Origin of the sequence: Stutzerimonas chloritidismutans, from assembly GCF_020783375.1 — a bacterium.
GTDB classification, from domain to species: domain Bacteria; phylum Pseudomonadota; class Gammaproteobacteria; order Pseudomonadales; family Pseudomonadaceae; genus Stutzerimonas; species Stutzerimonas kunmingensis.
On record NZ_CP086067.1, the window covers coordinates 3,989,393 to 4,003,787 of the forward strand.

Here is a 14,395-nt window from a genome sequence, read left to right on the forward strand (position 1 = left end):
AAAGCGCCGGCGATTCAACTGCCACCCTCTACAGCAGCAAGACGTGCACGAAAGTCGAAGTAGTGTTCGAGCACCCGCTCCGGCGCCTCGACCTGCGGGTAGTGGCCGATGCCCTCCAGCAGCACCGTGTCGGGCGACGGAATCAGCTCGCGGTAGCGGGCAACCATGTGGGCACCAGAGATCGGATCGGCTGCGCCGTCGATCACTCGCAGCGGCACATTGCAGCGCTGCATGGCCGTAACCCAGCGCTCGCGTTGCCTGATCCGCTCGGGCATGTAGCGGATCAGCCGGTGCATCACCGCCGGTCCGTCGCTCTCCGCGATCAGCCGCCAGTAATCGTCCAGCTCGGCGTCGCTCGGCTGCGTCTGCGCACCGAATACCTTTCCGAAGGTCGCCCCTAGCGAACGCCGCGAAAACAGCCTGCCCAAGAGAAAGCCGAACGGCCCGAGCAGCAGTTTCTGCACCCGTACCGGATGATGGGTTTCCGGGAACAGCCCACCATTAAGGAACACGCAGCTGGTCAGCGCGATGCGCCCTTCGCAATGCCGCGCCAGCAGCTCCTGAGCGACGCTGTCGCCATAGTCATGCGCCAGCACATGGATCGCACCATCTATACCCAGCTCCGCCAGCAGCGCCTGCTGCAGATCGGCCTGCTCGATCAGACTGTAAGCGTGCCCGCGCGGCTTGGCCGAATAGCCGAAGCCGAGCATGTCGCAGGCAATCAGCCGATAGCGCCCCGCAAGTGGCTGCCAGACCTTGTGCCAGTCCCAGCTGGCGGTGGGAAATCCATGGATCAGCAGCAGCGGCTTACCTTCGCCAGCCGTCCAGTAGCGGATGCGATTGCCGCCAAAATCGAACTCGCGAGCGCTGGCGCGCCACGTATCCAGTGCTATGCCGTCGGTGCTACTCATTCGTTTTTCTTGTTTTCGTGGAGACGAAGCCAGTCTAGCGGGCCGGTGTGGCATGACGACTTGCCGTGCCGGCCAGCTTGGTGGCCCGGCGAGTCAGCTGGGCGCTGCTGGGAGGAAAAGGGGGGCGAATCAATGGTTCTGCATACACGGAAAACACCGTTACTGCGACGGAACCAAGGTTCGCCCAGCCCCTCTCGGGCGCCTGGAACGGTTACCGCCCGACCGCGCCACCAGGTCAGTTCACGGCTGCCCCGCCATGATCCGCGCCACCTCGCCTTCGGCCTGCAGGTGCTCGAAGGCGGCCTGGGTGCGCAGCACGGTGTCGTCGTCGGTCTGGCGGCTGTAGGCCATGTAGAGCTGCGTCGAGGTGTGCGGGCTGAAGATCTTCTCGACCGTGACCGGGTCGACGCCGGCCTCGGCGCACAGGGCGAGCATGTCGTGCTCGGGCATCGGCACCAGGTCGACCTGGCCGTTGACCAGGCGTTTGAAGTTGTCGCTGTTGTGCGCACTCACCACGATCTTGCTGAAGCCGTTGGCCTGCAGGTACTGGTGCCGGACGTCGTCGCGCATGACGCCGATCCGGTAGGCCTTGGCCGCCTCCAGGTCCGGCACCCGGATATCGTCCCGCTCGCTGAGTTTGTAGAAGTGGTAGTCGATGCGCATGATCTCGCCGACCCAGCGGAACAGCGCTTCGCGTTCGGAGGTGCGTGCGATCAGGTAGATCAGTACGCCGGGCTCGCGCAGGGCCATGTCATACGCCCGCGCCCACGGGTAGAGGCTGACCTGGTAGTCGTTGAGGCCGGCGCGCTGCAGCGTGGCCTCGACGACCCGGCTCGCCGTGCCGGCTACCTTGCCGTTCTCCAGGTAGCTGTAGGCGGTGTCTTCGGTCACCACGCGCAGCGGACCGGCGTTGGCCGTGGTGGTGCCGAGCAACGCGAGGAAGAAAGCGGTCCAGGCAAACGGATGCATCATGCAGTCCTCATGCGATCAGGCGGAAATGCAGTTGCGCCCGTGGGTCTTGGCCCGATAGAGGGCCTCGTCCGCGCGGTGCAGCAGTTGGTCGAATTGGTCCATGGTGTCCGGATCGAGCACGGCCAGACCGATGCTGAAGGTCACGTAGGGTGAAACGGCGGAAGCCTCGTGGGGCAACTCGCGCTCGGCCAGGCGTTGCTGCAGGCGCACCGCCGCCCGCCGCGCGGCCTCGGCATCGACGCCGGGCAGCAGCACGACGAATTCCTCGCCGCCAAGCCGCGCGACCACCTCGCCAGCGCGGGCGAACACGGACTGCAGCGTGTCGGCGACCATTCGCAGGCACTGGTCGCCCTGGGCGTGGCCGTAGTGGTCGTTGTAGCGCTTGAAGAAATCCACGTCGCACATCAGCACCGCCAGCGGCTGGTCCTGACGCAGGGCACGGCGGAATTCGACCTCCTTGATCTCGTCGAACTGGCGCCGGTTGGCCAGTCCGGTAAGCGGATCGCTGCGCGACAGCTCTTCCAGTTGCACATTGGCGGCGCGCAGTTCGGCCGTGCGCTCCTCGACCAGCTCGGCAAGGCGGTCCCGGTGCGCGGCCAGGGCCAGCTCATCCTGGTGCTGGCGCTCGAGATAGGCCGAGAGCTTCGCCTGCAGGCTGTTGACGCCGCCTTCCAGCAGGCTCAGCTCGTCGTGCCGCTTCGGCGAACGATCGAGGCGCAGGCTGTGATCGAGGTTATCCGGCGTCAGCCGCGTCAGGTGACGGGCAATGCGCCGCACATGCAGGGTGACCGTGCGGTTGAACATCCACATGATCAGCCCGGCCAGCAACAGCGACTGGATGACCTGGGTGATGACGATGTCGTAGACCTCGGCAAGCATGCGCTCCCAGAGCAGTTCTTCATTGCCTTCGAGCACCAGCTCGCCCACCGTCTCGCTGGCACCGGCGTAGGGCTCGTAGCTCAACTGATGCTGCAGGCGCGGCGCGCGGTGCTCGGCCGGCTGCTCACCCCGTTGCCGCTGAACCAGCTCCGGCTCGCGGCCGGCGCGGATGATCCGCAGCTCGACGCGGCCGATGGGTGCGGCCTGCACCACGCTGTCGAGCTGCGAATGCAGGGAATCACTGTCCATTTCCCAGATCGCCTTGGACAGGGTGCTGCGGAACACCTGATCGATCAGCGCCAACTCGGCGTTCATCTCCGCCAGGTTGTTCTGCCAGGCGGTCCAGGTCCGCAGCCCGACGGTGGCGAGGGTGAACAGCAGGCAGAAACCGAGTGTGGCCAGCACCAGCCGGCGGCCGAGCGAACCCACCGGCCGCGGCACCGGCTCGCTGATCGTGGTGGTTGAGTCGTCGTTCATTTCAGCCATTTCGCGACAATCGCGTCGTAGCGCCCATCGGCCCGCACGCGAGCCAGCGCCTGGCGGAAGCGCTCGACGACTTCATCCGGCGTGTCGCGACTGAACGCCATGCACAGGCCATCCGCACCGCCAAGGTCGTCCAGGCTCAGCTGCGGCACCGCCGCCTCGTTCGGATCACCACTGGCCTGACGCACCAGGTAATGGGCATTGAGTTCGTTGGATATCCACAGATCCACCCGCCCCGCCTTGAGCTTCTGGTAGTTGTGCTCGTACTTGTTGCTCGACTGCAGGTTGCGGCCGACGGCGAAGCCCTTGTCGATCAGATACTGCTCGCCGACATCCGCCTTGACCGTGGCGATCTGGTATTGCCGGGCATCGTCCAGGGTTTTCAGGTCGAACTCGGTGCCGGGCAGCGAGAACAGGAACCAGCGGGTCGGCGCGATCACCCCGACCCACTTGAACAACGGTTCGCGCTGCGGTGTGCGGGCGATGGAATAGATCAGCACATTCTCGTTGTTCAACGCGATGTCATAGGCACGGGCCCAGGGCATCGAACGGATGCGCACGTCCTCGCCGGCCTCCTCCAGTACCGCCTTCACCACCTCGGTGCCCATGCCGGTCAGCTCGCCATCGACGGTCATGTTGTAGGGCGGCAGCTCTTCGGTGACCGCGGTTATGACGTGCCCCGCCATCGCACCGGGCGCCCAGCAAAGCACCAGGGCGGGCAACAGCCTGCAAAGGCGAGCCAGCGACGTTTTCATGAGGCAGTCCCCCACGGCGCATGGCACCGGGCAACGAATCGAAGCGTGACGTCGAAGAGCAGCAGTTGCTCGTCGAGCGATGCTTCTTTTTCGGCGCTCGGCCGGGAAACTTCAACCACTGATCCGCAGCGACAGGCTAACGGTGCGGCAAACCGACGAATGGCCGGAGCCGATCAGGCAAGGGACGCGGCAACGAATCCTGCCCGACTCAGCCCCAGCCAGTTCAAACCCTCGCCCGCACCTGCCGCGGGCTGATGCCGAACTGGCGTTTGAACGCCGTGGCGAAGTTGGCCGGACTGTTGTAGCCGGCGCGCCAGGCGGCCTCATTGACGCTGGCACCTTCACGCTCCAACGCATCCCGCGCCAGTTGCAGCCGGCGGGCACGCTGGTACTCGAACACGGTCATGCCCTTGAACAGGCGAAACTGCCGCTGCAGCGTGGTGGCATTGACGCCCACCTCCCGGGCGATGCGCTCCAGCGTCCAGTCGTCGGCCTCACCGCTGTCGAGGAGCGCGAGGAGGCGTTGCAGACGGCGGTACTCCTGCGGGCGCAGGCCCTGTTCCGCCGACGCCGAGCCATCACCCAGGCTGATCAATGCTTCGCAGGCGATGTCCAGTGCGCGGCTTTCCAGGTACAGGCCCTGAAGCAGCGGGTCATAGCCGGGCGGGTTGAGCATCTGCTCGGCCAGGGTCAGCAGCCGGGCCGAGGGCTTCCAGATGCGCGGCGTCAGATGACTGTCCATGAAGCGGCGGATCGCGCCATCACTCGAGTCGACGCCCTCCCCGCGCCCTTCGAACCAGTCCGGCGTCAGGCTCACCACCAGCTTGCGGATATGACTGCCGCGGCGCGCCTGGCGGCGGAACAGCACGGGCTCGTTCATCGAAACCGCCACGCCCTCGGGGGCCCGCTGCGACGCCGACTGACCGAGCGTCAGCGACAGATCGCCATAGCTGACCCGGCTCTGGCCCTGCAGAAAGAGCACGAACGATACCCGCGGACCAACCACGTTTTCGGTGACGAAATCCTGCAGCTCTTCGCAATCGGACCAGTGCAGCGACAGGCCATCCCGCAGCTGCGCCCACTTCACCCGGCCGTAGAGCAGGCGGTCGTCATCCTCGTTGGGCAGGCGCAGCCCCGGCCTGCTCATGGCCGGCAACTCATCGCCACGAATGATGTGATCAGCTTGATTCATGCGGCGCTGCGCCTCGAACTGACGGGATTGCAAAGCAAATGTTCGGCCCCGCAAAGGTTCGCGAAGCGGCTGGGTGGCAGACTACGCGCCGACATCTTTTGATGCAAATCATTATCATTAAGTAGCGCGAACGTTTGCCAACACGTCGCCGCCGCTGCGACAGGAGCCGCCCATGGACAGAATTCTCCGCACCTCAAGCCTCAGGCCATTGCTGCTCGCCGGCCTGCTCGCCCCGTTTCCGTTGAGCGCCCTGGCGCAGAGTGTCGCCGCCCAGGCCGAACCGGTGCAGCTGGAGAGCATCACCGTAGAAGGCAACCGCCTGTACGACATGCCGTCTTCGGAGCAAAGCGGCGGCTACACCGTGCCGGCCGCCACCGTCGGCACCAAGACGCCGGCCGAACTGCGCGACATCCCGCAGTCGATCAGCGTGTACACCAGCGATTACATCCGCGACCGCCAGTTCGTGAACCTGGATGACCTGGCCAAGTACTCCACCGGCCTGCGCACCCTGAGCAACGACAGCGGGCGCTCGTCGATCTATGCGCGCGGCTACGAGTACGACGAATTCAACATCGATGGCCTGCCCGCGCCGATGGCCAGCATCAACGGCACGCTGCCGTCGCTGTCGCCGTTCGATCGGGTCGAGGTCATGCGCGGGCCGTCCGGGCTGTTCAACAGCACCAGCGAGATGGGCGGCATCGTCAACATGGTGCGCAAGCGCCCGACCCGCGAATTCCAGGGCAGCCTGACCGGGCGCTACGGCAGCTGGGACACCCATTACCTGGAAGCCGACCTGTCCGGCCCGCTCGACGAGCAGGGGCGCGTGCGCGGCCGTACGGTGATCTCCCGCGCCGACACCAACGGCGAGGTCGACTACAACGCCAACACCAGCGAGAGCTTCTATGGCGCACTGGACATCGACCTGTCCGACGCCACCGTCATGTCTTTCGGGCTGATTCACCAGACCAAGGACATCCTTCCGCACAACGGCTATCCGGCCGCCATCGACGGCAGCCTGGAAGACTTCAGCCGCTCGACCTACCTGGGCGCCGACTGGGGAGATTTCGACAGCCGCGGCACCGACGTCGTCGCCGAGCTGACCCATCGCTTCGACAATGGCGGCTACGGTCGCGTGGCGGTGCGCGGCTCCAGGCGCGCGACCGATTACCTCTATGCCTTCACCGCGCGCAACGTCAACAGCGGCGCGACCAGCCTGGCCTACACCGCCCGCGATCTGGAGCAGGACACCCTCGCCGTCGATGCCAACTACAGCCAGCCGTTCGAGCTGCTCGGGCAGGTCAGCGAGTTCGTCATCGGCAGCGATTTCAAACGCTACGAGACCGAGTATGCGGACGCCCGCGGCAATCTCGGCGCCATCGACGTCGCCAGCTACCAGCCGGGCGACACCAGCAAGCCGAACGTCACCTTCGGCACACCGACCGAAACCGATGAGCGCGAAGCCGGCCTCTACGCCAAGCTGACCTTCCGCCCGATCCAGCGCCTGGCGCTGATCGGCGGCGCGCGGGTCAGCAGCTTCGAAGGCGAGAACAGCAGCGCCACGCAGGATGTGCGCGAATCCGGCTATGTCACGCCCTACGGCGGCCTGGTGTTCGATCTGGATGACCAGCACTCCCTCTACGCCAGCTACTCGCAGGTATTCAAGCCGCAGAGCGAGGCTGGTGCCGACGGTCGCATCATCGACCCGCGCGAAGGCGAGCAGTACGAGGCGGGTATCAAGGGCAGCTATTTCGGCGGCGACCTGAACGCGCGCATCACCGCCTTCCAGCTCACCGACGAGAACCGCGCGGCCGGCGCCATTGATGACAGCGGCGCGCCGATCAGCGGCGTCTACGAGGCCACCGGCAAGACCCGCATCCGCGGTGGCGAATTGGAAGTCAGCGGCTACCTGACCCCCGACTGGGAGGTGCTGGCCGGCTACACCTATATGAAAACCGAGAACCTGGCCGGTGACGACTACGCGCTCTTCGCGCTGATGCCCCAGCACCAGGCCTCGCTGTGGACCAAGTACACCCTGCCCGGCGGTGCCCTGCGCGGCCTGGGGATCGGTGGTGGCGTGACCGCGATGAGCGACTACTACATCGAACGCGCCGGCAGCCCGCGCCTCAGCGCACCGGGTTATGCAGTGGTGGATGCCAAGCTGTCCTACCCGATCACCGACAAGCTGACCGGCACCTTCGACGTGAACAACCTGCTCGACCGCAAATACGTTTCGCGGGTTGGCAGCGTCGGCACCTTCAACTTCTACGGCCCGTCGCGCAGCTTCACGGTGGGCGCCCGTTACGAATTCTGATCCACCTGGCCGCCTGCGCCCGTAGGCGTCGGCGGCTGACTTCCGGAGATCACCATGCCCCAGTTTCACGCCCAGGTGGCGACACCCCGCGCGTCCCGCAACATGACGCGCCTGTGCAAGCACTTCGCGCACAAGGCCGAAGTCCAGCTGGACGAACGTCAGGCGCAGGTCGAATTCGCCTTCGGCCAGTGCCGGATGCTCGCCGATGACGAGCGACTGCTGATCGACTGCCAGGCCGCGGCCGGCGAGGCGGAAAAGCGCCTGCGCTTCGTCATCGACGACCACCTCCATCGCTTCTCGGGCGAGGAAGCACTGAAGGTGAACTGGTTGGACGGGCCGCTACCGCCAGGCCACAGGCAGGTCGAGCCATGAAAGGCGCCCTGCTCGCCCTGCTGGCCGGCCTGGGGCTTGCCGCCGTACAGGCACACGCCGGGGAAGAAGCCGGCTGGCAGCCAGTTCAGCTGCCGCACAGCAGCCAGCGTGACCTGCATTCGCAACGCACTGGCAAGGACTACCGCATCTTCGTCTCGGAGCCGCGACACGCGCCACCGCCGGGTGGCTATCCGGTGCTCTATGTGCTGGATGGCAACGCCCTGTTTCCGGGGCTGGCGATCCAGGCACAGGCCCTGGAGGATCGGCCCGACCCTAATCTTCGCGATTCGGTACTGGTGGTTGGCATCGGCTACCCCGGCGAGGCCCTGTACGACTTCAAAGCGCGCGCCGAGGATTACACGCCCAAAGCTGACGATCGCCAGCGCCTGCCGGGCCGCGAACCGCCGCCATCGGGCGGTGCCGATGACTTTCTGGCCTTTATCGAGGACGAACTCAAACCGCAGATCGCCCAGCGCTACCCGGTCGACGCCCGACGGCAGACCCTGTTCGGTCATTCCTACGGCGGCTTGTTCACCCTCTACACACTGTTCACCAAGCCGCAGGCATTTCAGGGCTATGTGGCCGCCAGCCCGTCGATCTGGTGGTACCAGGGCTATGTCGAACGCACGCTCGAAGCGTTCGAACGGCAGCTCGCGGACCAGCCTGTCGACGCGCGCCTGCTGGTCACCGCCGGCGGTGCCGAACAGCCCGCGGCGGGTGCCGCCATGGACGACCCGCGCCAGCGCCATATGGCCGAGCGGCGCATGGTCGGCAATGCCCGGGATCTGGTCGACCGGCTGCAGCGGCTGTCCGGGCGCGGCCTGCACAGCGAATTTCAGCTGTTCCCAGGAGCCAACCACGGCACCAACGCCGCACACAGCTCGGTCGTGGCACTGGCGTTGGCGGCAGCGATCGGGCGCCAGCCATCCCGCGATCAGGACGACTGAGGATGACGAAAGCGACGAGAACCGACCGGTCAGCCGGCCAGGGCAAGTGCAGGCAAATGCCCGGTGCTAGAGTCGGCGCTGCCTTTTCCAACACTGGAGACACCATGCGTCCTCTTTTCAATGCCCTGCTGCTGGCCCTGCCACTCTCGCTCTCGTCACTGGCCCTTGCCGCCGAATCGCCTGCCGGCCGCTGGCAGACCATCGACGACGAAACCGGCAAGCCCAAGTCCATCGTCGAAATCCAGCAGGCCGCTGACGGCACGCTGAGCGGCAAGGTCGCCGAAATCCTGAAATCGGATCACGGGCCGAACCCGGTCTGCAGCGAATGCGACGGCGAGCGCAAGGATCAGCCCATCACCGGCATGACCATTCTCTGGGACCTCAAGCCGGACGGCGAACAGGCCTGGAGCGACGGCACCATCCTCGACCCGGCCAAGGGCAAGACCTACCGCGCCAAGGCCAGGCTGGTCGAAGGCGGCGACAAGCTGGAGGTCCGCGGCTACATCGGCATCGAGGCGCTGGGCCGTACGCAGACCTGGATTCGCCAGTAACCTCGCTCGGCATCCGAGAGCCGGACCGCCGGCCGGCTCCCGGACTGCACGGTGGCGCCAGGCCAGGGTCGAACCCTGCATGCACTCACTTGCCCTGCGCCTCCTGCACCCATCGAGTCCCCGCCCTCGCCGCGCACTCTGCCTGGCGATGCTGTTCCTTCTCTGCCCGCTGGCAGTCGCCGATACCCGGCTGACTGCCGTACTCGCGCAGGCCGAGCGCCTGGAGCAGCTGCAAACCCTGATCATCGCCCAGCGTGGCGAGATCCTTGCCGAGCGCGGTTACCACGGCCATCGCACGACCACGCCGAGCAACATCAAATCCGCGTCCAAATCGGTGATTTCCGCACTGGTCGGCATCGCCATCGACAAGGGCGTCATCGAGAGCGTCGAGCAGCCCATTGCGGAGCTGCTGCCAGCCGACCTGCCCGGCAAGCCCGATCCACGTCTGCAGCAGGTGACGGTTGGCAACCTGCTGAGCATGCAGGCCGGACTAGGCTCCACCTCCGGGCGCAACTACGGCGCCTGGGTGGCGAGGCGCAACTGGGTTCGCGCCGCGCTGGCACGCCCGTTCGAGGCCGACCCCGGCACGGCGATGATCTATTCGACGGGCTCCAGCCATCTGCTCTCGGCAATCCTTACCCGCCGCACTGGCAAATCCACGTTGCAGCTGGCCCGACAGTGGCTGGCGCCACTCGACAGCTTCGCGATCAGCGCCTGGACGCGGGACCCGCAGGGCATCTACCTGGGCGGCAACGAGATGGCGATGCCGCCACGCTCACTGCTGGCCTTCGGCGAGCTCTACCGCCGCGGTGGGCTCAGCGCATCCGGCGACCGATTGCTGTCGCAGGACTGGATTGACGCGTCCTGGACTCCCCGCACCCGCTCGCGCTACACCGGGCACGGCTACGGCTATGGCTGGTTCATCACCGAGCTGGGCGGAGAAGCGGTGCGCTATGGCTGGGGCTATGGCGGGCAGATGGTCTACGTGGTGCCGGGCCTCGAGATGACGGTGGTGATGACCTCCAACGCCCGACAACCCTCCAGTGGTGCCATGGGGCATCGCGATGCGCTGCACCGGCTGCTCGGCGAGATCATCGGCGCGCTGCATGCAGCAGGCGCGCGGCCCTAACCTTGCACCAGCCGCAGCAACGCGGCGCGGTCCAGACAGCGATAGCGAAACGAGGGCCGGCCGATCTGCCCGTAGTGAAAGGATTCTTCCAGCAGCTGTGCATCGCTCAGATGCTTGAGGTACTTGCGCACCGACACGCGCGACATGCCGGTGGCCGGCAGCAGGGTTTCGCTGGTAAAGCCGTCCTCGTCCAGCGCCAGGATCGCCTGCGCCACCTGCGCCAGCGATGCCGGTGTCAGCCCCTTGGGCAGGTCGCCGGGGCGGCGCAGGTCGGTGGCGGGCGCTTGGCTGAACAGCCGGTCGATATCGCCCTGACCGAGCTGATCCGGCAGGCGGGACAGCGCCTCGCGGGCACGGCGGCAGGCCTCTACCGCATCGCGGAAGCGCTCGAAGCTGAATGGCTTGACCAGGTAATCCCGCGCGCCGAGGCGTTGCGCCGCGCGCACGGTCTCGATCTCCGAAGCGGCGGTGATCAGCACGGCATCGGTGTTGCGGTCCTGCGCGCGCAGATGGCGCAGCACCTCCAGCCCGGAGCGATTGCGCAGGTAGACGTCGAGCAGCAGCAGGTCCACCGCCTCGCGCTCCAGCACCTCGAGCGCGGCCGGCACGCTCTCGCACTGGCCGACCAGCTCGACGCCCTCGAGCCGGGCCAGGTAATCGACGTTCAGGCGCATGACCATCGGGTCGTCCTCGACGATCAGCACGCGCATGGCTGCTTTCATGATTCGACGTCTCCCGCGGCGCTCCCATAGGGCAATTCAACCTCGAACAGGCTGCCACGACCGGCCTCGGAATACACCGCCAGGCTGCCGCCCCAGGCCTCGACCTGTTCCTGCACCGCGGCCAGGCCGATGCCACGCCGCTCGCCCTTGGTGGATACGCCGCGCTGGAAGATCTGCTCGCGCACTGCGGCTTCGATTCCGCCACCGCTGTCCTGCACGTGCAGCGAGAGCAGCGCTTCGTCGTAGTCCAGCGTCAGGTTGACCCGTCGCTCGTCCTCTTCGGCCACCGCTTCGAAGGCGTTCTCCAGCAGGTTGCCAAGGATGGTCACCAGGCCATGGATCTGCTCGGGCACGGCGGCCGGCACCGGATGTTCGACATCCACCTGAAAGAGGATGCCGCGCTCGCGGGCCTCGCTCTGCTTGCCGAGCAGAAAGCCCGCCAGCACCGGTTCACCGATCCCCTCGACCAGTGATGTCGCCGGCGCCAGCTGGTGATCGGCAAGGTCGCGCAGATAGGCGCGCAGGGCATCCAGATCACCCATCTGTGCCAGCCCGAGCAGCACGTGCAGCTTGTTCTTGAACTCATGGGTCGCCGCCCGCAGTGCTTCGGCATAGCGGCTGACACCGGTCAGCTGTTCGGCCAGGGCGTTGACCTCGCTCTTGTCGCGGAAGGTCGCGATGGCGCCGATCACCCGGCCCTGATGACGGATCGGCGCACGATTGGCGAGGATCGCCCGACCGTTGAGGCTGAACTCACGATCCCGCTGCTCGGTTGCGCTGGCCAGCACCTCGGGCAGGCCACTGTTGGGCAGGTATTCGGCGATCGGCCGGCCCAGCGGTGGTTTGCCGAGGCCGGTGCTGGCCAGCAGGCGCTCGGCGGCGGGGTTGACCAGGGTGATGCGCGCCTGGTCGTCGACCGCCAGAACGCCTTCGCGCACCGAGGCCAGCATCGCCTGACGCTCCTCCACCAGCCAGGTGATCTCGTAGGGTTCCAGCCCCAGCAGCACGCGCTTGATATAGCGTGCCAGCATGTGCGCACCGAGGGCGGTGACCAGCATCAATGCCAGTACACCAAGCACCACGCCGCGCTGATGAGCCTTGAGCAGTTCGCCGAGCGAAGCCAGGGTGACCCCCACCGAGACGGCACCGAGCACCGCTCCCTCGTCGTTCAGCACCGGAGCGAAACCGCGAATACTGCGGCCCAGGCTGCCATCGGCACGCGAGGCATAGGTCTCACCGGCCAGCGCCGGACCTTCGTCGTCACCGCGAAAGGCCTGGCCGATGCGGGCCGGCTCCGGGTGCGTCAGGCGCAGGGCGCGCGAGTTCATCACCACGATGAAGTCCACGCCCAGGCGCTGGCGCAGGCCATCGATGTCCCGTTGCAGCGGATTATCGGGACTGAATTCGGCATCGGGGTTGGCCAGCGCTCGCTGCACGTCGGCGCGTGCGGCCACGCTCTGCGCCAGGTTGGTCACCCGCGAAGCCTGCCCCTCTTCGAGGGTGTCCTGCAGCTGCACGTTGAACAGCCAGAGGGCGAGCGCCAGCGCCAGCACCACCATGACGGCGACCAGCAGCGAGATCAGCGTATTCAGGCGCAAGCGCACAGCCATCACTCCAGTGCATGAGCGGACGCTCGACGCGCCGCGCTAGAGGGCCGGATCGAGCCAGCCCGGGGCTCCAGGGTCAAGCTCGGCTCCACTTTTTTTAGTTTCGTAATGGTTTTTTAACTTCGCCAAACATTGGCCGCGAAGCTTCTCTGCTTAAGGTAGCCCCGGCGTGGTTGTCCGACCGCGCATTCGCAAACATCACCCGTACGTGCGCCGCCTGGCCGCCACGTTCGAAGGAGTACAACAATGAATCGGACCACGCTGAGCGCTGCCGTGCCTGAAGGCAGCCCGAACATTCCCCTGCTGTCCCAACGCATCTTCAACCTGCCGTTGCCTCTGTTCGCCATCGCCTTGCTCGTCATGGCCGCCGCCATCGCTACCGACACGCTGCCCAGCGGCATGATCGGCGCGCTGCTGGTGATGATGCTGCTCGGCGAGCTGCTTGGCTTCGCCGGTGACCGGCTACCGATCATCAAGACCTACCTCGGCGGCGGCGCGATCCTGGCGCTGTTCGGCGCCGCGGCGATGGTCTATTTCGGCTGGCTGCCGGCAGCCGTGGCCGATGACGTCGCCAGCTTCATGAAGGGCGGCGGTTTTCTCGACTTCTATATCGCCGCGCTGATCACCGGCAGCATCCTCGGCATGGACGCCAAGGTGCTGGTCAAGGTCGGCTCGCGCTACGCGTTGCCGCTGCTCTGCTCGGTGCTGTTCGCCGCGCTGTTCGCCATGGCAGTGGGCGCGCTGCTGGGTTTCTCGCCGCAGGATGCGGTGGTGGTCATCGCCATGCCAATCATGGGTGGCGGCATGGGCGCCGGCGCGGTACCGATGAGCCAGATCTACGAGCAGCTGCTCGGCCAGCCGGCCAGCTACTACATCTCGATCCTGGTACCGGCCCTGGCGCTGGGCAACGTCTTCGCGATCATCATCGCCGGGCTGCTCAATGGCCTCGGCAACCGCTATCCATCGCTGACCGGCAACGGCCAGATGATGCCCGGCGTGGACGTCAACGAGAAGGAAGGGCCTATCACCCTGCCGGCGCTGGGCGTCGGTCTGGTCGCGGCGCTGAGCTTCTTCGTCGCCGGGCAGATTCTCGGCGAGTTCGTGCCGCTGCATCCCTACGCCCTGATGATCGTGCTGGTCGCGCTGCTCAAGGTGAGCAACCTGGTGCCCGAGTCGATCAACGACGCCGCCTCCCAGTGGTTCCGCTTCGTCGCGCGCAACTGGACCTTCGCCCTGCTGTTCGGCATCGGCGTGGCCTTCACCGACCTCGGCCAGGTGATCGACGCCATCTCGCTGACCTATGTGCTGATCGTTTTCGCCGTGGTCGCCGGTGCCGCCTTCGGCGCGGGCCTGGTGGGCAAGCTGGTGGGCTTCTACCCGATCGAATCGGCGATCACCGCCGGGCTGTGCATGGCCAACATGGGCGGCACCGGCGATGTCGCGGTATTGTCCGCCGCGCGCCGCATGTCGCTGATGCCCTTCGCACAGATCTCCTCGCGCCTGGGCGGCGCGCTGATCCTGCTGATCTCCAGCGTGGTGGTACCGCTGTTCTTTACCTGAGCGA

The 14,395-nt window shown here is 66.3% G+C and carries 13 protein-coding genes; 6 read left to right on the forward strand and 7 right to left on the reverse strand.

What is annotated here, in order from left to right; genetic code table 11:
• Window positions 1-14: 14 nt before the first annotated feature.
• The 5 genes from LLJ08_RS18770 to LLJ08_RS18790 all read right to left on the reverse strand — a co-directional run bounded on the left by LLJ08_RS18770 (window position 15) and on the right by LLJ08_RS18790 (window position 5,192).
• Window positions 15-911 carry an alpha/beta fold hydrolase gene (locus LLJ08_RS18770; protein ID WP_228207663.1) on the reverse strand — a complete coding sequence of 299 codons (897 nt, stop codon included), beginning with the start codon at window positions 909-911 and terminating at the stop codon, window positions 15-17.
• A gap of 240 nt (window positions 912-1,151) precedes the next feature.
• Window positions 1,152-1,883, reverse strand: coding sequence for a substrate-binding periplasmic protein (locus LLJ08_RS18775; RefSeq protein WP_191121576.1), 732 nt, complete (start codon window positions 1,881-1,883; stop codon window positions 1,152-1,154).
• 15 nt (window positions 1,884-1,898) lie between these two features.
• Entirely contained in the window at window positions 1,899-3,239 is a 1,341-nt protein-coding gene (locus LLJ08_RS18780) for a GGDEF domain-containing protein (protein WP_228207664.1), read from the reverse strand.
• Window positions 3,236-4,000 (reverse strand): substrate-binding periplasmic protein, encoded by a 765-nt coding sequence (locus LLJ08_RS18785; protein WP_101276261.1) that lies wholly within the window; start codon window positions 3,998-4,000, stop codon window positions 3,236-3,238. Before LLJ08_RS18785 ends, LLJ08_RS18780 begins: the two co-directional genes overlap by 4 nt.
• 223 nt (window positions 4,001-4,223) lie before the next feature.
• Window positions 4,224-5,192 carry a helix-turn-helix transcriptional regulator gene (locus LLJ08_RS18790; protein WP_228207665.1) on the reverse strand — a complete coding sequence of 323 codons (969 nt, stop codon included), beginning with the start codon at window positions 5,190-5,192 and terminating at the stop codon, window positions 4,224-4,226.
• Between the two features lie 172 nt (window positions 5,193-5,364).
• Here LLJ08_RS18790 and LLJ08_RS18795 point away from each other — a divergent pair, with 172 nt between their 5' ends.
• The 5 genes from LLJ08_RS18795 (at window position 5,365) to LLJ08_RS18815 (ending at window position 10,502) form a co-directional block, all read left to right on the forward strand.
• Entirely contained in the window at window positions 5,365-7,503 is a 2,139-nt protein-coding gene (locus LLJ08_RS18795) for a TonB-dependent siderophore receptor (protein ID WP_228207666.1), read from the forward strand.
• Window positions 7,504-7,557: 54 nt separating this feature from the next.
• Complete coding sequence (locus tag LLJ08_RS18800; protein WP_228207667.1) at window positions 7,558-7,875, forward strand: DUF2218 domain-containing protein; 318 nt, start codon at window positions 7,558-7,560, stop codon at window positions 7,873-7,875.
• Window positions 7,872-8,822 (forward strand): alpha/beta hydrolase, encoded by a 951-nt coding sequence (locus LLJ08_RS18805; protein ID WP_228207668.1) that lies wholly within the window; start codon window positions 7,872-7,874, stop codon window positions 8,820-8,822. Before LLJ08_RS18800 ends, LLJ08_RS18805 begins: the two co-directional genes overlap by 4 nt.
• Before the next feature lie 104 nt (window positions 8,823-8,926).
• A complete protein-coding gene (locus tag LLJ08_RS18810) occupies window positions 8,927-9,373 on the forward strand; it encodes a DUF2147 domain-containing protein (protein ID WP_221104201.1) in 447 nt (148 codons plus the stop codon).
• A 79-nt stretch (window positions 9,374-9,452) separates the two neighbouring features.
• On the forward strand, window positions 9,453-10,502 hold the full coding sequence (locus LLJ08_RS18815; protein WP_228207669.1) for a serine hydrolase domain-containing protein: 1,050 nt from the start codon (window positions 9,453-9,455) through the stop codon (window positions 10,500-10,502).
• Here LLJ08_RS18815 and LLJ08_RS18820 read toward each other — a convergent pair.
• The gene (locus tag LLJ08_RS18820; RefSeq protein WP_228207670.1) at window positions 10,499-11,224 is read right to left on the reverse strand and encodes a response regulator; all 726 of its coding nucleotides are present in this window, start codon (window positions 11,222-11,224) and stop codon (window positions 10,499-10,501) included. The two genes, LLJ08_RS18815 and LLJ08_RS18820, sit on opposite strands and share 4 nt — an antisense overlap.
• Window positions 11,221-12,828, reverse strand: a complete 1,608-nt coding sequence (dcuS, locus tag LLJ08_RS18825) for a DcuS/MalK family sensor histidine kinase (protein ID WP_336512820.1) — start codon at window positions 12,826-12,828, stop codon at window positions 11,221-11,223. Before dcuS ends, LLJ08_RS18820 begins: the two co-directional genes overlap by 4 nt.
• 249 nt (window positions 12,829-13,077) lie before the next feature.
• Here dcuS and LLJ08_RS18830 point away from each other — a divergent pair, with 249 nt between their 5' ends.
• On the forward strand, window positions 13,078-14,391 hold the full coding sequence (locus LLJ08_RS18830; RefSeq protein WP_014821899.1) for a 2-hydroxycarboxylate transporter family protein: 1,314 nt from the start codon (window positions 13,078-13,080) through the stop codon (window positions 14,389-14,391).
• The last annotated feature ends 4 nt before the right edge of the window (window positions 14,392-14,395 follow it).